The sequence below is a fragment of the Stappia sp. WLB 29 genome (assembly GCF_023507705.1).
Taxonomy (GTDB): domain Bacteria; phylum Pseudomonadota; class Alphaproteobacteria; order Rhizobiales; family Stappiaceae; genus Stappia.
The window spans coordinates 125,039-147,566 of the sequence record NZ_JALBGD010000002.1; the positions used below are offsets into that span (position 1 = coordinate 125,039).

General features: G+C 68.3%; 19 protein-coding genes. 5 read left to right on the forward strand and 14 right to left on the reverse strand.

The features are described 5' to 3' along the window. Positions 1–65: 65 nt before the first annotated feature. From MNI96_RS03990 to MNI96_RS04020, 7 genes are all read right to left on the reverse strand, one after another. Positions 66–1,463 (reverse strand): NAD(P)(+) transhydrogenase (Re/Si-specific) subunit beta, encoded by a 1,398-nt coding sequence (locus tag MNI96_RS03990; RefSeq protein WP_249690601.1) that lies wholly within the window; start codon positions 1,461–1,463, stop codon positions 66–68. A gap of 13 nt (positions 1,464–1,476) precedes the next feature. Next, a complete protein-coding gene (locus MNI96_RS03995; RefSeq protein WP_249690602.1) occupies positions 1,477–1,953 on the reverse strand; it encodes a proton-translocating transhydrogenase family protein in 477 nt (158 codons plus the stop codon). An 11-nt stretch (positions 1,954–1,964) separates the two neighbouring features. Then, positions 1,965–3,104: a Re/Si-specific NAD(P)(+) transhydrogenase subunit alpha gene (locus MNI96_RS04000; protein WP_249690603.1), complete on the reverse strand. Its 1,140-nt coding sequence runs from the start codon at positions 3,102–3,104 to the stop codon at positions 1,965–1,967. Between the two features lie 68 nt (positions 3,105–3,172). Next, a complete protein-coding gene (locus tag MNI96_RS04005; protein ID WP_249690604.1) occupies positions 3,173–3,457 on the reverse strand; it encodes an aa3-type cytochrome c oxidase subunit IV in 285 nt (94 codons plus the stop codon). A 175-nt stretch (positions 3,458–3,632) separates the two neighbouring features. Further along, positions 3,633–5,015 (reverse strand): ABC1 kinase family protein, encoded by a 1,383-nt coding sequence (locus tag MNI96_RS04010; RefSeq protein ID WP_249690605.1) that lies wholly within the window; start codon positions 5,013–5,015, stop codon positions 3,633–3,635. Positions 5,016–5,108: 93 nt separating this feature from the next. Then, positions 5,109–6,080, reverse strand: a complete 972-nt coding sequence (locus tag MNI96_RS04015) for a heme-dependent oxidative N-demethylase family protein (RefSeq protein ID WP_249690606.1) — start codon at positions 6,078–6,080, stop codon at positions 5,109–5,111. Beyond that, on the reverse strand, positions 6,077–7,939 hold the full coding sequence (locus MNI96_RS04020; protein ID WP_249690607.1) for a M3 family oligoendopeptidase: 1,863 nt from the start codon (positions 7,937–7,939) through the stop codon (positions 6,077–6,079). Before MNI96_RS04020 ends, MNI96_RS04015 begins: the two co-directional genes overlap by 4 nt. A 211-nt stretch (positions 7,940–8,150) precedes the next feature. Between MNI96_RS04020 and MNI96_RS04025 the strand changes: the two genes are divergently transcribed. The 3 genes from MNI96_RS04025 (at position 8,151) to mepK (ending at position 13,778) form a co-directional block, all read left to right on the forward strand. Further along, positions 8,151–9,710 (forward strand): sigma-54-dependent transcriptional regulator, encoded by a 1,560-nt coding sequence (locus MNI96_RS04025; RefSeq protein ID WP_249690608.1) that lies wholly within the window; start codon positions 8,151–8,153, stop codon positions 9,708–9,710. 122 nt (positions 9,711–9,832) lie between these two features. Further along, positions 9,833–11,719: a L,D-transpeptidase family protein gene (locus MNI96_RS04030; protein ID WP_249690609.1), complete on the forward strand. Its 1,887-nt coding sequence runs from the start codon at positions 9,833–9,835 to the stop codon at positions 11,717–11,719. A gap of 331 nt (positions 11,720–12,050) precedes the next feature. Continuing rightward, complete coding sequence (gene mepK, locus MNI96_RS04035) at positions 12,051–13,778, forward strand: peptidoglycan L,D-endopeptidase MepK (RefSeq protein ID WP_249690610.1); 1,728 nt, start codon at positions 12,051–12,053, stop codon at positions 13,776–13,778. Positions 13,779–13,985: 207 nt separating this feature from the next. On the opposite strand, the gene MNI96_RS04040 is transcribed toward mepK, so the two are convergent. Then, complete coding sequence (locus MNI96_RS04040) at positions 13,986–14,837, reverse strand: tetratricopeptide repeat protein (protein ID WP_249690611.1); 852 nt, start codon at positions 14,835–14,837, stop codon at positions 13,986–13,988. Positions 14,838–15,127: 290 nt separating this feature from the next. Further along, a complete protein-coding gene (gene rpsU, locus MNI96_RS04045) occupies positions 15,128–15,355 on the reverse strand; it encodes a 30S ribosomal protein S21 (protein ID WP_029059436.1) in 228 nt (75 codons plus the stop codon). Positions 15,356–15,857: 502 nt separating this feature from the next. Here rpsU and MNI96_RS04050 point away from each other — a divergent pair. Further along, positions 15,858–17,246 carry an MATE family efflux transporter gene (locus MNI96_RS04050; RefSeq protein WP_249690612.1) on the forward strand — a complete coding sequence of 463 codons (1,389 nt, stop codon included), beginning with the start codon at positions 15,858–15,860 and terminating at the stop codon, positions 17,244–17,246. Between the two features lie 7 nt (positions 17,247–17,253). Here the strand turns inward: MNI96_RS04050 and MNI96_RS04055 are convergent, their stop codons facing one another. The 3 genes from MNI96_RS04055 to MNI96_RS04065 form a co-directional block, all read right to left on the reverse strand. After that, on the reverse strand, positions 17,254–18,357 hold the full coding sequence (locus MNI96_RS04055) for a 5-(carboxyamino)imidazole ribonucleotide synthase (RefSeq protein ID WP_249690613.1): 1,104 nt from the start codon (positions 18,355–18,357) through the stop codon (positions 17,254–17,256). Positions 18,358–18,376: 19 nt separating this feature from the next. After that, positions 18,377–18,874, reverse strand: coding sequence for a 5-(carboxyamino)imidazole ribonucleotide mutase (gene purE, locus MNI96_RS04060; protein ID WP_249690614.1), 498 nt, complete (start codon positions 18,872–18,874; stop codon positions 18,377–18,379). A gap of 127 nt (positions 18,875–19,001) precedes the next feature. Beyond that, positions 19,002–19,211, reverse strand: coding sequence for a YdcH family protein (locus MNI96_RS04065; protein WP_158193826.1), 210 nt, complete (start codon positions 19,209–19,211; stop codon positions 19,002–19,004). Between the two features lie 417 nt (positions 19,212–19,628). Here MNI96_RS04065 and MNI96_RS04070 point away from each other — a divergent pair, with 417 nt between their 5' ends. Then, positions 19,629–19,808 carry a YdcH family protein gene (locus MNI96_RS04070; RefSeq protein ID WP_249690615.1) on the forward strand — a complete coding sequence of 60 codons (180 nt, stop codon included), beginning with the start codon at positions 19,629–19,631 and terminating at the stop codon, positions 19,806–19,808. 119 nt (positions 19,809–19,927) lie between these two features. On the opposite strand, the gene MNI96_RS04075 is transcribed toward MNI96_RS04070, so the two are convergent. Together MNI96_RS04075 and MNI96_RS04080 are read right to left on the reverse strand one after the other, a co-directional pair. Continuing rightward, positions 19,928–21,565 carry an acyl-CoA synthetase gene (locus MNI96_RS04075; protein WP_249690616.1) on the reverse strand — a complete coding sequence of 546 codons (1,638 nt, stop codon included), beginning with the start codon at positions 21,563–21,565 and terminating at the stop codon, positions 19,928–19,930. A 110-nt stretch (positions 21,566–21,675) separates the two neighbouring features. After that, a complete protein-coding gene (locus MNI96_RS04080) occupies positions 21,676–22,440 on the reverse strand; it encodes a sulfite exporter TauE/SafE family protein (RefSeq protein ID WP_249690618.1) in 765 nt (254 codons plus the stop codon). Positions 22,441–22,528 lie beyond the last annotated feature (88 nt).

Genomic DNA, 22,528 nt, shown 5'->3' on the forward strand with positions numbered 1-22,528 from the left:
AACGCAAACGGCGCGCCCCGTTGGGAGGCGCGCCGCGAACCGCGTGCGACGAGGAAGAGCCGTGCTCAGAGCGCCTTGACGATGCCCTCGGTCATCTTCTTGGCATCGCCGAACAGCATCATCGTCTTGTCCAGGAAGAACAGCTCGTTCTGGATGCCGGCATAGCCGGAGCCCATGCCGCGCTTGACGAAGAGCACCGTGCCGGCCTTGTCGACGTCGAGGATCGGCATGCCGTAGATCGGCGAGGTCGGATCGTCGCGCGCCGCCGGGTTGGTGACGTCGTTGGCGCCGATGACGTAGACGACGTCGGCCTGGGCGAACTCGGAGTTGATGTCCTCCAGCTCGAAGACCTCGTCATACGGCACGTTGGCCTCGGCCAGCAGCACGTTCATGTGGCCGGGCATGCGGCCCGCCACCGGATGGATGGCGTATTTGACCTCGACGCCCTCCTCCTTGAGCGTGTCGGCGAGCTCGCGCAGGGCGTGCTGCGCCTGGGCAACCGCCATGCCGTAGCCCGGCACGATGATGACCTTGGCGGCGTTCTTCATGATGAAGGCCGCGTCCTCGGCCGAGCCCTGCTTGACCGGACGGTCGTCCGCCCCGCCGCCGCCGGCCGCAGCGGTCTCGCCGCCGAAGCCGCCGAGAATGACGGAGATGAAGGAGCGGTTCATGCCCTTGCACATGATGTAGGACAGGATCGCGCCGGAGGAGCCGACCAGCGCGCCGACGACGATCAGCGCCATGTTGCCCAGCGTGAAGCCGATGCCGGCGGCCGCCCAGCCCGAATAGGAGTTGAGCATGGACACCACGACCGGCATGTCCGCGCCGCCGATCGGGATGATGATCAGGCCGCCGAAGATCAGCGACAGGACGACGATCATCCAGAAGACGGTGTGGCTTTCGGTCGCGACGAAGACGATGACCATGAGGACGATCAGGGCTGCCAGGCCGCCATTGATGAGGTGGCGTGCGGGCAGCATGATCGGCGCGCCGGACATGCGCCCGTCGAGCTTGGCGAAGGCGATGACCGAACCGGTGAAGGTGATCGCGCCGATGGCGACGCCGAGCGACATCTCCACGAGGCTGGCCCCGTGGATGGTGCCGACCGTGCCGATGCCGAAGGCCTGGGGCGCATAGAGCGCGCCGGCGGCCACCAGCACCGCGGCCATGCCGACCAGCGAGTGGAAGGCGGCGACCAGCTGCGGCATGGCGGTCATCGGCACGCGCCTGGCGATCACCGCGCCGATGCCGCCGCCGATGGCGAGGCCGCCAACGATGAGCGCCAGGCCGCTGAAGCCGGGTGCGGCGGTCAGCAGGGTGGTGACGATGGCGATGGCCATGCCGACCATGCCGAACATGTTGCCCTGGCGCGAAGTTTCGGGGCTGGACAGCCCGCGCAGCGCCAGGATGAAGAGAACAGCCGAAACCACATAGAGGACGGCCGTGACATTGGCGGAAAGCATCGTGTCCGGCCCCCTATCTCTGCTTCTTCTTGTACATGGCGAGCATGCGCTGCGTGACCAGGAAGCCGCCGAAGATGTTGACGCTGGCCATGACCAGCGCAAGGAAGCCGAAGCCCCGCGCATGAGCCGCGCCGTCGGCGGCAAGGTCGACGCCCACGGCCAGCAGCGCGCCGACCACGATCACGCTCGAAATGGCGTTGGTGACCGACATCAAGGGCGTGTGCAGGGCCGGCGTCACCGACCAGACCACGTAGTAGCCGACGAAGATCGCCAGCACGAAGATGGTGAACTGGAAGACGAAGGGATCGATCGCCCCGCCCGTGAGGGCGGAGGCGGCGTGAGCGATGGAATCGCCCGCCCCGCCGGCGATCTGGTCCGCATAGCCGCGGGCCGCATCGGCCGCCGCCTGGGCGGTCTCGGCCGCCTCGCGTGCGGCTTCTGCGGCAGCGCGGGCGCGCTCCAGCGTTTCGTTGGCGTTGAGTTCCGACATGGCGTCCCCCCTTATCCGGCTGCCGGCGCGAAGGCCGGGTGCACCACCTTGCCGTCGCGGGTGAGGACGGTGGCCTTGACCAGCTCGTCCTCCCAGTTCACGGCAATGGCCTTGGCCTCCTTGTCGACCAGCGTCTCGGCGAAGGCGACCAGGTTCTTGGCGTAGAGCGCCGAGGCGGAGGCGGCGAGACGGCCCGGCACGTTGAGGTGGCCGACGATCTTCACCTCGCCCACCTGGGCGACCTTACCGGGCACCGCGCCCTCGACATTGCCGCCGCGCTCGACGGCGAGGTCGACGATCACCGAGCCGGGCTTCATCGAGGCGACCATTTCCTTGGTGATCAGGCGCGGCGCGGGCCGGCCGGGGATCAGGGCGGTGGTGACGACGATGTCCTGCTTGGCGATGTGCGAAGCGACCAGCTCGGCCTGCTTCTTCTTGTACTCGTCCGACATTTCCTTGGCGTAGCCGCCGGCCGTCTCCGCCTGGCGGAATTCGTCGTCCTCCACGGCGATGAACTTGGCGCCGAGCGACTCGACCTGTTCCTTTGCGGCCGGGCGCACGTCGGTGGCGCTGACCACCGCGCCGAGGCGGCGGGCGGTCGCGATCGCCTGGAGACCGGCGACGCCGGCGCCCATGACGAAGACGCGCGCGGCCGGAACCGTGCCGGCGGCGGTCATCATCATCGGCATGGCGCGGTCGTATTCCGCGGCGCCGTCGATGACGGCCTGGTAGCCGGCAAGGTTGGCCTGGGAGGACAGGACGTCCATGACCTGGGCGCGGGTGATGCGCGGCATGAACTCCATGGCGAAGGCGGAGATGCCGGCCTCGGCCATCGCCTTGACCGCGTCGTCATGGCCGTAAGGGTCCATGGTCGCGATGACGATGGCGCCGCTCTTCATCAGGCCGAGCTCGGCCGCGCCGGGGCGGCGAACCTTGAGGACCAGATCGGCGCCCTCGAGCGTCGTCCTGGCGTCCCTGGCGATGGTGGCACCGGCGGCCTGATAGTCGGCATCGACGACGCGCGACAACGTGCCGGCGCCGGTTTCGACACTGACCTCGAAGCCGAGCGAGACGAACCGTTTCACGGTGTCGGGCGTTGCGGCGACGCGCGTTTCTCCTGCCTCGCTCTCGCGTGGCACAGCCAGCTTCATCGGTTGTCTCCTCCCAGTGTACGAAAATCGGCCAGTGTGCGAAAAATCTGCGACCGTCGAAAAGCCGGTCAGGCGGCGGTCACGATCGCGATCAGGCCGGTGATCAGAAAGACCACGGCGGAGGGGATCCAGCCCTTGGCGCCGGTGGCAAGGCCGACGGCCGCCGCGGCGAGCGTTGCGATCAGCGCGATCCAGCCGAAGAACGTGCCGGCGCTGCCGCCGAAGGTGAAGAGGAGGAGGCACAGCATCACGTTCAGGGAGGCGATGGTGCCGACCTTCGAGAAGTTGATGAAGCCGTTATAGGTGCGCTCGTGCTCTGCGTAGTCCATCGACGGAGCGTTGTGGTCTGCCATGGATCCCTCTCGTAGCCAGGGTGGATGTTTGGCGTACTTATAGCAGACAGCTTCCCTCGGGCAACGCGCAGTTTGCGCTGCGGGACAAGCTGGGGGACACGCTGGGGGACGGGCAGTCGCGCCGCGACCTTGAGACCGGTCGCGGCCATATCACAGCAGGGTTCGGCGGGTCGGATCAGCCGGCGACCGACGGCGTCAGACCGACCCCTTCCAGCAGGGCCGCCTGGCGGGCCGCGACGGTGTCCTGCTCGAAATTCTCGATCTGTTCGTTGAACAGGCGGAAGAAGTTCATCTCGGCCTTCAGATGCAGGAAGACGCCGCCGAGGCCGATGGCCGCCCGGTCCATGAAGACGAATTCGCGCGGCACCGTCACCGGCCCCTTCTCCTTCAGCGCCCGGTGGACGCGGAAGGCTTCCTTGCGGCCGTACTCCGCCGGCTTGATGCCGTCGGCGATGGAGCGGACCCGGTCGCTGAGCAGCGGGCCGTAGATGAAGCGCGCCCAGATGTTGAGAATGTCGATCAGCTCGCGGGTGAGGCCGCGGAAGCCCCAGCGCTCGTAGGCGGAGACGACGAGATCGTCGTCGCCATGCAGCAGCCCGCGATAGAGATCGACGACGCCGCGCACGAAACCGGGCGGGAAGATGCGGATGCAGCCGTAGTCGAGCAGGTTGATGCCGGCGGGCGCGTCGCCGTCGGTGAAGACCGTGTAGTTGCCCAGATGCGGGTCGCCATGGATGAGCCCGTGATGGCTGAACGGGTGCCACCAGGCGCGGAACATGACCTCGGCGAGCCGGTTGCGGTCCTCCAGCGGATGATCCCTGAAGCTCAGCAGCGGCCGGCCGTCGAGCCAGGACATGGTGAGCAGGCGCCCGGTCGACAGTTCCTCGCGCACCTGCGGCACGCGGATGCGCGGTTCGTCGGCGAAGATCTGCGCATAGGCCGCCATGTGGCGGGCCTCGCGCCGGTAATCGAGCTCCTCGCGCACCCGGTCGCCGATCTCGCGGGCGATCTCGCTGGTGTCGATGGCCGGGCCCATGCGGCGATGGACGGAAAAGAGCAGCGACAGCTGGCGCAGGTCCGCCTCCACGGTGGAGGCCATGTCGGGATATTGCAGCTTGCAGGCAAGGCTCTCGCCATCCTGCGCCTGGGCCCGGTGCACCTGGCCGAGCGAGGCGGCGGCCGAGGGCTCGCGGTCGAACCCGGCGAAACGCGACTGCCAGTCGCGGCCGAGCTCCGCCGACATGCGCCGCTTGACGAAGGCCCAGCCCATCGGCGGGGCATCGGACTGCAGCTGCGCCAACTCGGCGGCATATTCGGGCGGGATCGCGTCGGGAATGGTGGAGATGAGCTGGGCGACCTTCATCAACGGGCCTTTCAGCCCGCCGAGGGCGGCGGCCAGCTCCGCCGCCTGCTTCTCGTTGTCGATCGTGTAGCCGAAGACGCGCGCACCGGCGATCTTCGCGGCCAGGCCGCCCATGTTGGCGCCGACGCGGGCATAACGGCCGACACGGGCGCTCAGGCGGTTCTGCTCGCGGTCGCGGGGTGGTTGGGTGCTCATTCGTGCCTCGGCCGGTTGCGGGACGGTGTGTCCGGAACTGCTGCTACGTCCCGACAGATATAGTGGATCGATCCGGCCGGGGCAGAGGCGCCCTCATTCGGGTGCGAGCGAGGCGGCGAGCCGGGCAAGGCTTTCCGCGATGGCGTCGCGGTCGGCGGCCAGCCCCTTGTAGGCGGTCTGGGCGGTGTCGAGCTCCAGCAATTGCCGGCGCAGGCCGAGCGCCAGCTGCTCCCCGTTCGGGTGGCGGGCGAAGGCGGCGACCGGGTCGTGGTGGATACGGATGGTGAAGAGGATATCGCCGCTGTGCGGCAGGCGGCGCAGGGTCTGGCGCTCGACCCGCACATGCAGGCCGCCAGCCTCGTCCCGCGCCAGCCGGTGCGGATCGGTGCCGTCCGCGGCGATCCGCTTGGGGAAGGGGCGGTGCAGCCCGGGGCCGGTATAGAGCGACCAGTTGAGCCGCCAGCTGGGGCGGTCGGCGGTAAGATTGTCGAAGATGCGTGCGACCATCGGTCCCATGCGCCCGTCGTTGAAGCCGGGCACCGTCTCGTGGATCGCGGTCATCGGCTGGGCGAACTTGTCGGCGAGCGACCAGGACGAGGGAAAGCAGAGCGCGCCCGCGGCAAGGCGATACCCTTGCGGCGAGGCGCGCATGAGAATGAGGTCTTCCTGCACCAGCCGGGCGGCGCGGCCGAGCTGGATGTCGTCGTCGCCGGACAGCGAAACCGTGCGCCCGGCGGGCAGGATGCGGATCGCCTCGCCTTCGCGGCGATAAAGATCCGGAAAGCGCTGCGGCAGGTGCGCAGCCAGGAGGTCGAGCACTTCCTGCTGGGCGCTTTCCGTTCCTTCTTCGGCGAGCAGGACGGGGGCTTCGCCGCCGCCGGCCAGCAGGCGTTCCTTCTCGTCCAGCTGTTCGGCGAGCCGGTCGTCGGGCTCGATCCAGTCGGCAAGGTCGAGCGGCTGCAGGCCGACGCTGAAGGGCCGGGCCGAGCCGTCATAGGGCGTGTGGGAAAAGGGCGGGCCGGCGGGGGAGGGCCTGTTCCGCCCCCCGCCCGTGATCCCGCTCATGCGTCGAGCCGTTCCAGTTCGTCGATGAAGCCGGCGATGACCGACAGGCCCTTGCGCCAGAAGGCGGGATCGGTGGCGTCCAGGCCGAACGGGGCGAGCAGCTCCGAATGGTGCTTGGTGCCGCCGGCCGACAGCATGGCGAAATACTTGTCCTGGAAGCCGGCCTCGGCGTCCTCGTAGACCGCGTAGAGCGAGTTCACCAGGCAGTCGCCGAAGGCATAGGCGTAGACGTAGAACGGCGAGTGGATGAAGTGCGGGATGTAGGTCCAGTAGGTCTCGTAGCCTTCGCCGAGGCGAATTGCCGGGCCAAGGCTCTCCGTCTGCACCGACATCCACAGTTCGCACAGGTCGGCGGAGGTCAGCTCGCCCTCGCGGCGGGCCGCATGGACCTTGCGCTCGAACGTGTAGAAGGCGATCTGCCGGACCACGGTGTTGATCATGTCCTCGACCTTGCCGGCCAGCAGGATCTTGCGCTTTTCCGGCGTCTCGGCCTGGCCGAGCAGCGCCTTGAAGGTCAGCATCTCGCCGAACACGCTCGCCGTCTCGGCCAGCGTCAGGGGCGTCGGCGCCATCAGGGCGCCGTTCGGCGCGGCCAGCACCTGGTGGACGCCGTGGCCGAGCTCATGGGCCAGGGTCATGACGTCGCGGGTGCGGCCCTGATAGTTGAGCAGCACGTAAGGGTGGGCGCTGGGCACGGTCGGATGGGCGAAGGCTCCCGGCGCCTTGCCGGTGCGCGCCGGCGCGTCGATCCAGCCCTTGTCGAAGAAGTCGCGGGCGATGTCCGCCATCTTCGGAGAGAAGCGGCCATAGGCGCCGAGCACGGTGTCGCGCGCCTCGTCCCAGGGGATGCGGCGGTTGTCCGCTGAGGGGAGCGGCGCGTTACGGTCCCAGAAATCCAGCACGTCGCGGCCGAGCCAGCCGGCCTTCATCGCGTAGTAGCGGTGGGAGAGGGCGGGATAGGCCTCGCGCACGGCCTCGACCAGGGCGTCGACCACCTCGCGCTCTACCCGGTTGGCCAGGTGCCGGCTGTCGGCGATATCCGCGAAGCCGCGCCAGCGGTCGGAGATCTCCTTGTCCTTGGCCAGCGTGTTGGTGATCAGCGTGAAGACCGGCAGGTTCTGGCGGAAGGTCTTGCTCAGCGCCTTGGCAGCGGTCTCGCGCCGGCTGCCGTCCGCGTCCTGCAGCAGGTTGAGGGTCGGCTCCAGCGACAGCTCGGTGCCGTCGACATCGAAGCGCAGACCCGCCATCGTCTCGTCGAAGAGCCGGTTCCAGGCGCCGGCCCCGGTCACCGACTTCTCGTGGAAGAGCTGTTCGATGCGGTCTTCCAGCTGGTGCGGGCGGGCCTTGCGGATGTCGTCGAGCCAGGGGCGGTAATGGCCGAGCTCGGGATCGCGGGCGGCCTCGTCGAGCACGGCGTCGTCGATGCGGTTGAGCTCCAGCGCGAAGAAGATCAGGTGGGTGCTGGCCGTCGTCAGCTTCTCCTGCACGTCGCCGTAGAACTTCTGCCGGACCGGGTCGGTGGTGTTGCCGGAGTAGAAGAGGCCGGCATAGGAGGCGAGACGGCCCATCAGGTCGTCGAGGGCTTCCATCTCGCGGATGGCTCCGGCGAGTTCCGCGCCGGAGCGGCGGGCCATCTCGTCGAGCTTGCCCTTGTAGCGCTCTTCGAAAGCGCTCGCGTCGCGTGCCGCCTGCGCGAGATCGGCCGCGACCTGCGGGGAATCATGGGCGGGATAGAGGTCGGCGAGGTTCCACTCCGGCAGGGTGCCCAGTTCGCTCGCCGCGCTGCCGCCTTCCGCCGCCGAGCGGGCCCCGCGTGCCTGTGCGCCCCGTGCCTGTGTCCAGCCTGTCGCGTGCGTCATGAGGTCTCCGCTTTCGTGTCGTGGTCTCGTGTCCGGGCGCCAACTCGCACCGTATCGTCCTGCCCCTTGGATATTGTGGATTGTCGGTGAAGGGCAACGGCTAAAGGCGGGGCGAAGAGGCCGCGCGCCGGCAAATGTGGACATTTTGTTTACCGGTGCACGGATAGCCTGACCCGAATTGAGACAGTTCCGAACAAAGGCAGGCGAACGCATGATCCCCACAGGCGGACGCATCCTCATCGCCGACGACGATCCCGTGCAGCGGCGCCTGCTGGAGGAAGCGGTCAAGCGCTTCGGCTACCGGGCGCGCAGCGTCGAGAACGGCGCGGAAGCCGTGGCGATGATGGCCTCGGCGGAGGGCGGCGATGTCGACCTCGTCATCCTCGACCTGGTGATGCCCGAGCTCGACGGCATGGGCGTGATCGCGCGCTTGCGCGAGATGAAGAAGACCGTGCCGATCATCGTGCAGACGGCGCATGCCGGCATCGATGCGGCGGTCAACGCGATCCGCGCCGGGGCGCAGGATTTCGTGGTCAAGCCCGTCTCGCCGGAGCGGCTGGAAGTGGCGATCCGCACCTTCATGCGCATGTCGGCGCTGGAAGGCGAGATCACCCGCATCCACAAGCAGGCGAGCGGCACCTTTTCCTTCGACGACATCGTCACCCGGTCCGACGCGATGGAGCGGGTGATCCGCGTAGGACGGCGCGCCGCCACCTCGCATATCCCGGTGCTGATCGAGGGCGAATCGGGCGTCGGCAAGGAACTGATCGCCCGGGCGATCCAGGGCTCCAGCGAACGGCGGGCCAAGCCCTTCATCACCGTGAACTGCGGCGCGATCCCCGAGCATCTGGTGGAATCGATCCTGTTCGGCCACGAGAAGGGCGCCTTCACCGGGGCGGTCGACAAGCATGTCGGCAAGTTCCAGGAGGCGCATGGCGGCACGCTGTTCCTCGACGAGGTCGGCGAATTGTCGCTCGACATCCAGGTGAAGCTGCTGCGCGCGCTGCAGGAGGGGGAGATCGACCCGATCGGTGCAAGGCGGCCGGTGAAGGTCGACTTCCGGCTGATCTCGGCGACCAACCGGCGGCTGATCGACCTGGTCAAGGACGGCCAGTTCCGCGAGGACCTCTACTACCGGCTGAATGTCTTTCCGCTGTGGCTGCCGCCGCTGCGCGACCGGCCGGAGGACATTCCCGACCTGGTGCGGCACTTCCTGGCGCGTTTCGCCGCGGAGGAGGGGCGCCCGCACATCTCGACCGTTTCGCCGGACGCGGTCGCCATGCTGCAGGCCTACGACTGGCCGGGCAACATCCGCCAGCTGGAGAACGCGGTGTTCCGTGCCGTGGTGCTGTGCGAGGGCGACCATCTGGTCGCCGACGACTTCCCGCAGGTGCAGGCGAGCGTCGGCAGCCTTCCGGCCGCATCGCGCGCGCCGGCCGCGCGGCCCCTCGCCGAACACGAGGCAGGCCCGGCAGCGGAAACCGGAGACGAGACCGCAGCCGAGCAGGCACCGGAGACGGCCGGTGTCGCCCTCGACAAGGACGCTGCGGGGCTGGCGACGCCCTTCGGCTACATGCGTTCGCTCGACGATCACGGCCATGTGCGCAAGCTGGAAGACGTGGAGGCGGAGATGATCCGCACCGCCATCGACCACTATGGCGGGCGCATGACCGAAGTCGCGCGCAGGTTGTCGATAGGGCGGTCGACCCTCTACCGAAAGTTGAAGGACTATGGCCTCGATGCAACACCGGATGCGGAGGCGGCCGAGTAGCGCCGCCCGTGACGCGACGTGACTTGCATTGACGGGACCCAGGCGGCTTGCTGGGTGTTCACAGAACAGAATCACCTCCGCACGGGCGCGGTTCGCCCGGACGGGGCAACCGGAAGAGCTTCATGGCCCGCAGTATTCGTTTCCGCCCGGCCCGCATCGCCGCCACCCTTGCCGGCCTGATGCTGACGAGCGCGCTGCCGGCGCTGGCGACGACCGGCGCGATAACCGGCGCAGGCGAAGATGCCGAGGTGCCGGCCGTCCTCGCCGCGCCGCTGCCCGAGCCGGCGCTGGCCGTGCTGCTGGAGAGCGGGGCCGGACTTTCCGAAAGCGACGGCGCGCTGCCCTTCATGAGCGCGGAGCGGCGCAAGCAGCTGGACGAGTTCTACGCCGCGCGCGGCCACGAGCTGCTGTGGATCGCCGACGGCGTGCCGACGGTGGAGGCGCGGCGGCTCGTGGCGCGTCTCGCGCAGGCGGATCGCGACGGGCTGAAGCCGGCGGACTATGCCCTGCCGGCCGATCTGGCGCATTCGGCCGGGCGCATGGACGAGGCGCGGGCCGCGCGCTTCGAGGCCTTGCTGTCGGCCGCGGCCCTTGCCTATGCCGACCATGCGCAGGCGGGGCGCGTACAACCGGTGTCCCTGTCGAAGAACGTGACGCTGGAGCCGGTGCATCCCGAGCCGCAGGAGGTGCTCGCCGCCCTTGCCGCCTCCGCCGATCCGGCGGCGGTGCTGGAGGGCTACAACCCGCCGCAACCGGGCTTTGCGGCGCTGCGCGCGGCGCTGGCCGAGATCCGCGCCAGGGACGAGGACGAGACGCCGCCGATGGTGCCGGACGGGGCGACGCTGAAGGAAGGCATGCGCGATGCGCGCGTTGCCGTGCTGCGTGCCCGGCTCGGCCTGACGAGCGAGCGTGCCGTGGAGGCCGAGGCCGCTGCCGATGCGGTTGCGGATCAGGCAAGCGAGGCTTCGGCGGAAGAGCTGTTCGATGCGCGGGTGAAGGAGGCGGTGCTCGCCTTCCAGCGCGAGAACGGGCTGCATGCCGACGGCGTCGTCGGCCCGCGCACGCTGCTGGCGCTGAACGCCGTCTCCGACGACGGCATGGCCGAGAGCGACATCGTCGCCAACATGGAGCGCTGGCGCTGGATGCCGCGCGACCTCGGCGCCTTCCACATCTTCGTCAACATCCCCGAGTTCAAGGCGCGGCTGTTCCGCGACGGGGCGCAGGTCTACGAGACCCGCGTCGTCGTCGGCAAGCCGTCGAACCAGACGCCGGTCTTTTCCGACGTGATGGACCACGTCATCGTAAATCCCTATTGGAACGTGCCGTATTCCATCGCCTCGGAAGAGCTGCTGCCGTCGATCATGTCGGATCCCGGCTATCTGTCGCAGCGCAATTACGAGGTGCTGGCCGGCGGGCGCGTCGTCGATCCGTCGTCGGTCGACTGGTCGGGCGTCAACCTCAACAAGGTGCGCATCCGCCAGCGCCCGGGCGGGGGCAATGCGCTGGGCCAGATCAAGTTCATGTTTCCCAACCGGCACGCGGTCTACCTGCACGACACGCCGTCGAAGAGCCTGTTCGCCCGCTCTGCCCGCGCCTTCTCGCATGGCTGCGTGCGCGTGCAGGATCCGTTCGACTTCGCCGATGCCCTGCTGCAGATGGATAGCGAATGGACCGCGGCGCGGCTGAAGTCGATGGTCGGCGGCCAGGAGAAGCGGGCGGACCTGACGCGGCCGGTGCCGGTGCATCTCGCCTATTTCACCGCGTTCGTCGACGAGAACGGCAAGCTGCAGCGCCGACCGGACATCTACGGCCACAATGCCACGCTGACCAAGGCGCTGGAGATCGACGGCTGGGAGGAGTGGCAGCGCTTTGCGGTGGCGGCTCCGGTGAAGCGGACGCGCCCTGCGGTGGTGCAGGCCGGGCCTGCCAAGAAGCAGAAGGTCGTCGACCTTGCGGCGGAGCGCCAGCGCATGTTCATGCGCCGCCATCGGGCCAGCTCCGATTACTGACGAGACCTGAAAAAATCGTGCAGGCGAGTCGTTTCGGCGGCGCCTGAATTGTCCCTTGATCGTCCCTTGCGCGCCGTTCGAGCGGGTGCGCAGGGGCCTGTTGCCCTTGACGGACGGGCCGCACATGAGGGAAAAGGCCGCATACCGGTATTTTTTTCGATAATGATGCGCAATTGCCACGATTTGCGCTCATTTCGGAATACGGTAAAGGCTTCTTAACCTCGGTCCCTTACATCAGTCAGACGGGGGGGCGGTGTTCGGCGGAACCGCCGGCAAACAAGCGAGACTGACATTGCTCGAGGCATGGTTTTCCCGGCTGCGATATCGCGCGTTGCCAGCATTGGCGCTTGCCGCTTTCGCACTGGCGCTGCTGTCGTCCGCGTCGCTGTCTCCTGCGTCTGCGGAGACGCGGACGCTTAAGCTGTACAACACCCATACGCATGAGCGCGTGTCGATCACGTTCAAGCGCAACGGCCGCTACGTCTCCGAGGGGCTTCGCGAGCTGAACCGGTTCCTGCGGGACTGGCGACGCAACGAAAGCACCAAGATGGATCCAAAGCTTTTCGATCTCGTCTGGGAAGTGTACCAGCAGGCCGGCACGAACGAAGCGATCCACGTCGTCTCCTCCTACCGCTCGCCGGCGACCAACAATATGCTGCGCGGCCGCTCGCGCGGCGTCGCCAAAAACAGCCAGCACACGCGCGGCAAAGCGATGGACTTCTTCATCCCCGGCGTGAACATTTCCAAGCTGCGCGCCATCGGCCTGCGCAAGGAGATCGGCGGCGTCGGCTTCTACCCGACCTCGCGCACCCCCTTCGTGCACATGGATACCGGCTCGGTGCGCCATTGGCCGCGCATGACCCGTTCGCAGCTGGCCAAGGTGTTCCCGCGCGGCGATACCATCCACGTTCCCAGCGACGGCAAGAAGATGCCCGGCTATGCCCAGGCGCTGGCACGCCACAAACGCGGCGTGTCCAGCCGTCCGACGGCCGTGGCCAGCGCATCGCCTGGAACGACGCGCCAGTCGGGCGATATCGAGGATCGCGGCATTACACGGCTGCCGGCCGGCAGCGCGAGTTCCGGCGGTCCGAGCCTCTTTGCCCGCATCTTCGGCGGCGACGAGGACGAGGGCGAAGACGTCGCGACGCAGCCGACTCCGCCGGCGCCGGTGACCCGCACGCAGGTCGCCAGCGCAGCTCCGGCTCCCGTTCCCGCCGAGGCGCCTCCGGGCGTGAAGTCGGCCGACGCGCCGGCCCCGGTTCCCGCTCCGGCCAGCGAATCGGCGACCATCGTCCAGGTGATGCCGCGTCTCAAGCCGCAGGATTTCCCGGCGATCGTGGCCGCGGCAGCCGGCGCGGGCAACGGCGGCACGCTGGATGCCCAGGCGCGCAGGCTGGCCGGCGGTCTCCCGGCCGTGGAGGCGACCAGCGTCGCCGCCGCTACGGAGACGTCCGCTCCGCAGGCGCCGATCACCGTTGCCTCCATCGCACCGCCTGCCAAGCCGGCGGAGCTGCGCCAGGGCCCGATCGAGGGCGCCGCCGGCGCGCCGCTCGCCGCCGCACGTCCGCGCCCGGCACCTGCCGACGGCGTGTCGGCCATCGCCGCGGCAACCGGCGTCCAGCCGGGCCGCAAGCCGCAGGCGGATATTGCCGGTGCGACGCTGGCCTATGCGCCGGCCACCGCTTCGGCCTCCGCGCTCGGCACCTCCGCTGCAGCACAGACGAGGGCCCCGGCCGCCTCCGCGGCCCCGGCCGCACGGCAGGCCTCCGTGTCCGGCCGCCTGCCCGAGCCGGTGATCCGCGATCCGCTGGCCCACTTTGCAGCGCTGCCGGACCGCACGGCAATCCCGGACATCATCTCGGGCCTGACCAACACCCGTACCCAGACCTTCGCCCAGCTGCAGCATCCGAACCAGCGCCGCCTGGAACTGCTGATGGCGCCGGGCGGCCGGGTTTATGCCAACCGCTTCGGCGCGTCCGCGCGTGACGGCGAGATGCCGCGCCCGGACCGGTTCGAGGGCCCGGCGGTGGTGCTGCTTCCGGTCGTCTCGCTCAACTGAGCGGACGGCAGGACCTTCGTAGAGACAACAGGACGGCCGGCAGCGGGGAGATCGCTGCCGGCCGTCTTGCGTTCGGCGGTCTTTGGGGGGGCCGGGACGCAGGCAAGGCGCGCACAAAGCAAGGGGCCTGCTCGCGCAGGCGGACGGTTGCTTCAGGAAAAGTCTTGAGGGAGCCGTCGGCGGGCGCGGGCCGGCTGGCCGCCCGCGTCAGCTGCGGGTGACGTTGGGCGAGCCGCGGTCGAGCCGGCCGACGCCCTCGCGGGCGATCTCGTTGGACGCGTCGATGCCGAGTGCCCGGTTGTAGGACCGGCGCGCGTCGCTGGCCTGGCCGAGCGTTTCCAGGGCGATGCCGCGATTGGCCCAGGCGATGGCCGAGCGCTGGTCGCGGTTGACCGCATCGGACAGGTCCGAAAGGGCCGCCTTGGGATCGTTGAGGGCGAGATAGGAGATGCCGCGCGCGATATAGGGCTCGGCGGCATTGGGATCGAGACCGATGGCGGTGGCGAAATCCTCGATGGCGCGCTGGTGGTTGCTGCGCGCCTGGAGGATCAATCCGCGATTGTGGAAGGCGCGGGCATTGCTGGAATCCAGCCGGATCGCCGCGTCGAAATCGGCCAGCGCCTGGTCGTCGCGGCCGAGCTCGCGATAGGCATTGCCGCGCCCGACCAGTGCAAGGTCGTAGTCGGGCTTGATGCGCAGGGCGGCGCTGTAGTCGTTGACGGCGGCGTTGATGTTGCCCATGCGCCGATGGACCAGCGCGCGATTGGCATAGGCCTGATACGAGTTCGGCGACAGCTGCAGGGCGGTGTCGAAGTCCGCCATCGCTTCCTTGAAGCGCCCGGCCTGGCCATAGGCGATGCCGCGGGTGTTGTAGGCGGCCGCGTCACGCGGGTTCGCCTCGATCACCGCGTTGAGCGAATCGATGTTCGCGGCGGAGCCGGCGGAACGGTCGACCTCGAAACCGGAGGAGAGGCCGGATGCCTGGCAGCCTGCTGCGAGCAGCGCCGCGGAAAGGATGATGCCCTTCCAGGGATCGGGTCGAAACTTCGCCTTATGCAATGCCGGCCACCTCGATTGGTCCTGTCCTCACCACGGGTTCGTGCAGGGACAATGGCATGATCGCCCGCCGCGATCTACCCGGGTGAGGGTGTCAGCCGATTCGGGCGGAAACCCGGCGTCCTGCTGGTTGCCGCGGCAAAGCCGGCCGCCCTGCGCGGCAGTTGCTCCCAGACAAGCCTCGCCGGCTTAAACGGCTTCGCCTCCATGCCGGACGCGTCGGCCCGGAGCAGGAGGCGAAAGACCTGAAGGGATCGGCTGAAGAAAGCGCGATACGGTTCGCGCCGGGCCGTTTAGCGGCGGGGAGCCTTGCTCGGCAGCAGGCCTTCGCGCTGGGCACGCTTGCGCGCCAGCTTGCGGGCGCGGCGAACGGCCTCGGCCTTCTCGCGCGCCTTTTTCTCGGACGGCTTCTCGTAGTGGCCGCGAAGCTTCATCTCGCGAAAGATGCCTTCGCGCTGCATTTTCTTCTTAAGCGCCTTGAGCGCCTGATCGACATTGTTGTCGCGGACCAGAACCTGCACGCGTCTTTTCCCATCGTGTTTGCACGGGATGCGGACCTGCATCCTGTGCCGGAGCAATCTCAATGTGATGCGGAAGCGAAGTCGAACCGCAACCGGAACCGGTCGCCATCCGGGAAGGGGCTGCAACCTGCACAAAGGCAAGGCCGCGCCGCCCTCGCGTCGCCAGTCAGGGCGTTGTGTTAGCAGAGGCGACCGCGCTTGTCCACCTGCATTCACCCGCGAAATGCACTGTTTCGAGGCTTTGCAGAGGCCGTTCCCGGCCCGCATCGTCATAGGGTTTCCGTATGCCGGAGGCAAGAGATGCGGGCCGGTTTTTCTGGACAGGGTTGTAATGAGCGACTAGGAAGGTTTCCCGGTTGTTGGCGCGGTTTTCGCCCCTTTGCGGCGGCGCGCCACCCGGTGTCCAAGTCCTTTGCCCGTGCGGGACCTGGCTGCGTCGTTCCGAGCTCCGCCCGGTGTCGACGCGCCGGCGTGAGCTCCGGGCACTCCCGGAGTGCATGGGATGAACGATACGTCTCCGGCCCGCGCGGCCGGCCGGTTTTCCGTCCTTTGGCGCGGCGACATCCTGCCGACGCTGGCGCTCGGCGCTCCGATCGCCGGAGCGCAGGTGGCGCAGATGGCGGTCAACACGGCCGACGTGCTGATGATCGGCTGGCTCGGCGCGACCGAGCTGGCCGCTGCGGTGCTGGCCTTCAACCTCTATATCGTCCTGTGGCTCTTCGGCATGGGCGTGCTGCAGGCGGTGATCCCGCTGGCGGCGCAGGCGCGCGGCCAGGGCAAGGTGCGCGAGTTGCGCCGTGCCGTGCGGATGGGCTTCTGGTTCGTCGCCTTCTACTCCGTGCCGGCCTGGATCGTCATGTGGCATACCGAGGAGCTGCTGGTCGCGCTCGGGCAGAAGCCGGACGTGGCGGCGCTGGCCGGCGGCTATGCCCGCATCATGATGATCTCGCTGCTGCCCTCGCTGCTGACGATGGCTTTGCGCAGCTTCGTCACCGTGATGGAGCGGGCGCAGGCGGTCCTGTGGGCGACCATCGTCGGCGCGGTGCTGAACGCCATGGTCAACTATGTGCTGATCTTCGGCCATTTCGGCTTTCCGCGCCTGGAACTGGTGGGCGCGGCCATCGGCTCGGTGATCACCGCGACGGTGACGCTGCTGCTGCTTGTCGGCTATGTGCTGTACGACCGGCAGCTGCGGCGCTACGGCGTGTTCGGCCGGATCTGGCGCTCGGACTGGCCGAAGCTGTCCGAGATCGTCAAGCTGGGCTGGCCCATTGCCGTGACGCTCCTGGTCGAGGTGGCGCTGTTTTCCGGCACGTCGGTGCTGATGGGCTGGATCGGCACCATCGAGCTCGCCGCCCACGGCATCGCGACGCAGCTCGCCTCGATCACCTTCATGGTGCCCATCGGCATCGGCCAGGCGGCGATGATCCGCATCGGTCTTGCGGCCGGACGCGGCGACCGGCCCGGTGTCGGGCGCGCGGGCTGGACGGGCTTCGGCATCGGCATGGCCTTCATGGGCGCCTGTGCCATCGCCTTCTGGGTGATCCCCGGCACCCTGGTCGGCCTGTTCCTCGACTTCGACAATCCGGATGCGGCGAATGTCTTCGCCATCGGCGTCGGCTTCCTGGCGGTCGCCGCGCTGTTCCAGGTCTTCGACGGGGCGCAGGTGATCGGCGGCAGCCTGCTGCGCGGCCTGTCCGACACCAAGGTGCCGATGATCATGGCCATCGTCGGCTATTGGGGCGTGGGAATGACCGGTGCCTATGTCCTCGGCTTCCCGCTGGGCCTCGGCGGCATCGGCATCTGGCTGGGACTGGCGGCGGGCCTTGCCTTCGTCTCCGTCCTCGTCATGTGGCGGTTCGCGCTGCGCGAGAGGATCGGGCTGCTCTAAGGGCCGCTCAGGCCCTCAGCGGGCGGATGCGGTTGACGTGACCCATCTTGCGGCCCGGGCGGCTTTCCGTCTTGCCGTAGAGATGCAGCGAGGCGCCCGCCTCCGCGAGGATCTCTCCCCAGCGGCCCGCCTCATCGCCGATCAGGTTCTCCATCACGACGTCGGAATGGCGCTCGGCGCTGCCGAGCGGCCAGCCGGCGACAGCGCGCACATGCTGCTCGAACTGCGAGACCTGGCAGGCGTCCTGGGTCCAGTGGCCGGAATTGTGCACGCGCGGGGCGATCTCGTTGACGACGAGGCGCGGACCGCCGGCTCCCTCCGGCAGCACGAACATCTCGACGCCGATCACCCCGACATAGTCGAGCCGCTCGCAGATCGTCTCGGCCATCTGCCGGGCCTGTGCGGCGAGTTCCGGCGAAAGGGCGGCCGGGACGGTCGAGGTCTTGAGGATGTGGTCGCGGTGGACATTCTCGGCGACGTCATAGGCGCGAAGGGTGCCGTCGACGCCGCGCGCGGCGATGACCGAGACCTCGCGCTCGAAGGGAACGAAGGCTTCCATGATCGCGGCCTGGCGACCGAGCCGGGTGAAGGCGTCGCGTGCCTCTGCGGCCGAGCGCAGCAGGATCTGGCCCTTGCCGTCATAGCCGAGGCGCCTTGTCTTGAGGATGCCCTTGCCGCCGGCATGGCCAAGCGCTGCGACCGCGTCCTCGTCGCTGTCGACGCGCCAGAAGCCGGCGACGGGAATGCCGGCGGCCTGCAGGAAGCTCTTTTCCTCCAGCCGGTCCTGCGAGACCGCAAGGGCGCGCGGACCGGGGCGCACCGGCACGCGGGCCGCCAGGTGGCTGGCGGTCGGACCGGGAACGTTCTCGAACTCGTAGGTCACCACGTCGACGGAGGCGGCGAACATGTCCAGAGCGGAGATGTCGTCATAGCCGGCGATGGTGTGGGTATGGGAGACGTCGAAGGCGGGGCTCGACGGATCGGGGCAGAAGATGTGGGTCTTCAGGCCGAGGGGGGCCGCCGCGAGCGCGATCATGCGGCCGAGCTGGCCGCCGCCGAGAATGCCGATCGTGTCGCCGGGCCGCAGGGGCCGGTCGCCGGTCTTGATCATCTGCCGTCGTTCCTGCTGGTCATGCGTCGTCGGAAGGATGTTCGGCGACGGCGTCCGACTGGCGCCGGCGCCAGGCATCGAGACGTTCGGCAAGGCCGCTGTCGGTCAGGGCCAGCACCGCGGCCGCGAGCAGGGCGGCGTTGACCGCGCCGGCCCTGCCGATGGCGAGCGTGCCGACGGGAATGCCGGCCGGCATCTGGACGATGGACAGGAGGCTGTCCTCGCCCTTCAGCGTGCGGGATTCGATCGGCACGCCGAACACGGGGAGCGGTGTCATGGACGCGGTCATGCCGGGCAAGTGGGCGGCGCCGCCGGCACCGGCGATCACCACCTTGAAGCCGGCATCGCGTGCGCCGGTCGCGAAATCGTAGAGCCGCTGGGGTGTGCGGTGGGCCGAGACGATGCGCGCCTCGTGCGAGACGCCGAGCGCCTCCAGCGTGTCGGCGGCATGTTTCATGGTCGGCCAGTCGGACTGACTGCCCATGATGATCGCCACTTGCGGATTTGCCTCGCCCATGCGCGCCCCTGCCTGAGGTTGCTGTTGCCGGCCGTGCCGGAAGGCCCCGCACTATAGGCAGAGCCGGGCAGGGCGCAAGGGGCTTGCAGGACGCGTGGCGGCGGCGGGGCGCCGGCCGGGCAAGCCGTCAGGCGATGATGTCGGGGAGCAGGCGATCCTCGAGCGTGGAGATGCGGTCCTTCAGCGACAGCTTCTTCTTCTTCAGCCGCTGAAGCTGCAAGGCGTCGGCGCGCCCGGTCTCCACCATGGCGCCGATGGCCATGTCGAGGTCCCGGTGTTCCTGACGCAGGCGCGCAAGCTCGATGCGCACCGTCTTGTCGTCGAATTCGCTGTCCATGCCCGCATCCATGCCTTTACTCCAGACTTCCGGCGCAAACGCCCGCAAGATCAGCGGAAGAGCCGAGGCGGAACGCCGGGCCTTTCCGAAAAGCCGATCGTCTTTCCTGGCCCGGAAATGCTTCCTCCCGAAGGCAAAACCGCTCCTCGCCCCGAGGATACCGCGATGGCGGGCCGGGCGGTAGACCCGTTGAGCACGATGGTGAAGGCAGCGGGGCTGCAGGCGGGCCGGGGCAGGGTGTCGCAGGGGCGCGAGTGCCGGGAGTTCCTCGTCAAAACGACGTAGGGGAATAGCGCGTAAACCCGTCGCTAACGGCGATATCGCAATCGGCGCCCGAGCTTTCGGAAGGGTTCGACAGGCAAGGCAGGCTGTGTCACACTCGTGTTGTCAAACGCGAATAGGCAAGGAGGTTTATCCATGTCCCTTCAGTCGCATCTGGTCGAGTTGAAGAAGCGTCACTCCGATCTTGAGCGAAAACTGGAAGAGGCGATGCGCCATCCAAGCGCGGACTCGCTGGAGCTCGCCACCCTCAAGCGCCAGAAACTTCAGCTCAAGGACGAGATCGAGCGGATTCGCTCCGGTTCCACCCTGCACTGAAGACTTGCATTGACACGGGCAGGGCCGAAAAGCCCTGCCACTGACAGCAGAAGCCGCGGCAGTGCCGCGGCTTTTGCCGTTTTGGGGCAGGCCGTTTCGGGGGCAGGCTGGGGCGGCCGTCAGACCTTGCGGGCCATCTCGCGCAGCACGAATTTCTGGATCTTGCCGGTGGAGGTCTTCGGCAGCTCGGTGAAGACCACGTGGCGAGGCACCTTGAAGCGGGCGAGCCGCTCGCGGCAGAACTCGATGATCTCCTCGGCCCCGACCGACGCGCCGGGGCGCAGCTCGACGAAGGCGCAAGGGGTCTCGCCCCACTTGTCGTCCGGGCGGGCGACCACGGCGGCGGCCATGACGTCGCGATGCTTGAACAGCACGTCCTCCACCTCGATGGAGGAGATGTTCTCGCCGCCCGAGATGATGATGTCCTTGGACCGGTCCTTGAGCTGGATGTAGCCGTCCTCGTGCATGACGCCGAGATCGCCGGAATGGAACCAGCCGCCGGCAAAGGCCTCGGCCGTCGCCTCCGGATTCTTGAGATAGCCCTTCATCACGACATTGCCGCGGAACATCACCTCGCCGAGGGTCTCGCCGTCGGCCGGCACGGGCTGCATGGTCTGCGGATCGAGCACTGCAAGATCCTCCAGCGCCACGTAGCGCACGCCCTGGCGGGCCTTCAGCGCCGCCTGTTCGGCCGGGGAGCGGGCATCCCACTCGCGCTTCCAGTCGTTGACGACGGCGGGGCCGTAGACCTCGGTCAGGCCGTAGAGATGGGTGACGTTGAAGCCGGCCTCCTTCATCGCGGCGAGCACGGCCTCGGGCGGGGGAGCTGCGGCGGTGAAGAACTCGACGATGCGCCCGTCGAGATCGCGTTTTTCCTCGTCCGGCGCGTTGAGCACCGTCGACATGACGATGGGCGCACCGCACAGATGGGTGACGCCTTCGTCCGCGAGCGCGTCCCAGATCTGCCTGGCGCGGACCCAGCGCAGACAGACATGGGTGCCGGCGACCAGCGACAGCGACCAGGGGAAGCACCAGACGTTGCAGTGGAACATCGGCAGGGCCCACAGATAGACCGGATGCCGGGCCATAGAGGCGGTCAGGACGTTGGCCTGGGCCAGCAGATAGGCGCCGCGATGATGGTAGACGACGCCCTTGGGGTTGCCGGTCGTTCCGGAGGTGTAGTTCAGCGAGATCGCGTCCCATTCGTCCGCCGGAAGCTGCCAGGCGAATTCGGGATCGCCGGACGCGACGAAGTCCTCGTAGCCGATCTCGCCCAGCAACTCGCCGGTCTGCGGGAACTCCGGGTCGTCGTAGTCGACGACCAGCGGGGCGACCTTCGCCAGCGCGAGCGCCTCCTTCATCACCGGGGCGAATTCCCGGTCGGTGATGACGACCTTGCTCTCCGCGTGGTCGAGCTGGAAGGCGAGGACGGCGGCATCGAGCCGGGTGTTGAGCGAGTGCAGCACGGCGCCGGTCATCGGCACGCCGTAATGGGCCTCCAGCATCGGCGGGGTATTGGACAGCATCACCGTGACAGTGTCGTTCTTGCCGATGCCCCTTGCTGCCAGCGCCGAGGCGAGCCTTCGGCTGCGGGCGTAGAACTCGGCATAGGAGACGCGCTGGCGTCCATGCACGATGGCGATGTGTTCGGGGAAGACGGCGGCGGCCCTCGCCAGGAAGCTCAAGGGCGACAGCGGTGTATAATTCGCCTGGACCTTGTCGAGATCGCGCGTGAAGGGAGTGCCGTTGTCGGCCATTCGTTCCTCCGGAAGGTGCCCTGTCGCCGGCGTTTTTCGTTGTCGCCGTTTCTCCGCCATCAAAGCCGCAAAGCCCTTTGCGATCAACTGCGCAGAAAGGGCAGGGCGCCTCAGGCGAGAAGGGTGCTGAGACCGTCCCACAAGAGCTTGAGGCCGATGACGCCGACGGCGAGATAGGTGATGCGGTAGAACAGGGCCGGCTGCACCCGGCGCACCAGCCAGACGCCGGCAAGGGTCGCCAGCGGGGCGAGGGGCAGAAGCATCGCGGAGGTGGCGAGGTTCGTCGCGTCGAACTGGCCGAGCGCGGCATAGGGCACCAGCTTGATTGCGTTCATCGTGGTGAAGAACAGCACGGTGGTGCCGGCGAAGCGGATCGGATCGAGCCGCAGCGGCAGCATGTAGATCTGGTAGGGCGGTCCGCCGGTATGGCTGACGAAGCTGGTGAAGCCGGAGATCGCGCCCCAGAAGCGCCCGGCCCACGGGCGCTGCGGCCGGGGCTCGCCCCGGCGCGCGCCGCCGCGCAGGTAGTCGAGGGTGAAGAGCACCGCGACCAGGCCGACCAGCAGGCGCACATGGGCGTCGCTGACATGGGCGGCGGTGAGATAGCCGACGCCGATGCCCAGGATCGCCGGCGGCAGCAGGATGCGCAGGCTCTCCCCGTCATACTTGCCGCGGTAGGCGATGAGCCCGGCCAGGTCCATCACCACGAGGATCGGCAGCATGATGCCGGCCGCCTGCACCGGCGGGATCACCAGGCTCATCATCGGCACGCCGAGCAGCGCCAGCGGCCCGCCGAAGCCGCCCTTGGCCAGCCCGACCAGGATCACCGCCGGAATGGCGAAGGCATAGAACAAGGGGTCAGTGACGGGATGCACGGGGCGGGTCTCGCGGGGAGGATTGCAAGGGTGGGCGGGTCGCACCGGCAAGCAGGCGAAGGCCCGCTCCCGGAAACCTCTTCGGTAT

Excerpts from the sequence above, each read along its gene's own strand:
- MNI96_RS04075 (WP_249690616.1), bottom strand. The coding sequence starts at position 21,565 with ATGGCCGACAACGGCACTCCCTTCACGCGCGATCTCGACAAGGTCCAG.
- MNI96_RS04055 (WP_249690613.1), bottom strand. The coding sequence starts at position 18,357 with ATGATCAAGACCGGCGACCGGCCCCTGCGGCCCGGCGACACGATCGGC.
- MNI96_RS04030 (WP_249690609.1), top strand. The coding sequence starts at position 9,833 with ATGGCCCGCAGTATTCGTTTCCGCCCGGCCCGCATCGCCGCCACCCTT.
- MNI96_RS04015 (WP_249690606.1), bottom strand. The coding sequence starts at position 6,080 with ATGAGCGGGATCACGGGCGGGGGGCGGAACAGGCCCTCCCCCGCCGGC.
- MNI96_RS04050 (WP_249690612.1), top strand. The coding sequence starts at position 15,858 with ATGAACGATACGTCTCCGGCCCGCGCGGCCGGCCGGTTTTCCGTCCTT.
- MNI96_RS04000 (WP_249690603.1), bottom strand. The coding sequence starts at position 3,104 with ATGAAGCTGGCTGTGCCACGCGAGAGCGAGGCAGGAGAAACGCGCGTC.
- MNI96_RS04070 (WP_249690615.1), top strand. The coding sequence starts at position 19,629 with ATGTCCCTTCAGTCGCATCTGGTCGAGTTGAAGAAGCGTCACTCCGAT.
- MNI96_RS04065 (WP_158193826.1), bottom strand. The coding sequence starts at position 19,211 with ATGGACAGCGAATTCGACGACAAGACGGTGCGCATCGAGCTTGCGCGC.
- MNI96_RS04025 (WP_249690608.1), top strand. The coding sequence starts at position 8,151 with ATGATCCCCACAGGCGGACGCATCCTCATCGCCGACGACGATCCCGTG.
- MNI96_RS04005 (WP_249690604.1), bottom strand. The coding sequence starts at position 3,457 with ATGGCAGACCACAACGCTCCGTCGATGGACTACGCAGAGCACGAGCGC.
- MNI96_RS03995 (WP_249690602.1), bottom strand. The coding sequence starts at position 1,953 with ATGTCGGAACTCAACGCCAACGAAACGCTGGAGCGCGCCCGCGCTGCC.
- purE (WP_249690614.1), bottom strand. The coding sequence starts at position 18,874 with ATGGGCGAGGCAAATCCGCAAGTGGCGATCATCATGGGCAGTCAGTCC.
- MNI96_RS03990 (WP_249690601.1), bottom strand. The coding sequence starts at position 1,463 with ATGCTTTCCGCCAATGTCACGGCCGTCCTCTATGTGGTTTCGGCTGTT.
- MNI96_RS04010 (WP_249690605.1), bottom strand. The coding sequence starts at position 5,015 with ATGAGCACCCAACCACCCCGCGACCGCGAGCAGAACCGCCTGAGCGCC.
- MNI96_RS04020 (WP_249690607.1), bottom strand. The coding sequence starts at position 7,939 with ATGACGCACGCGACAGGCTGGACACAGGCACGGGGCGCACAGGCACGC.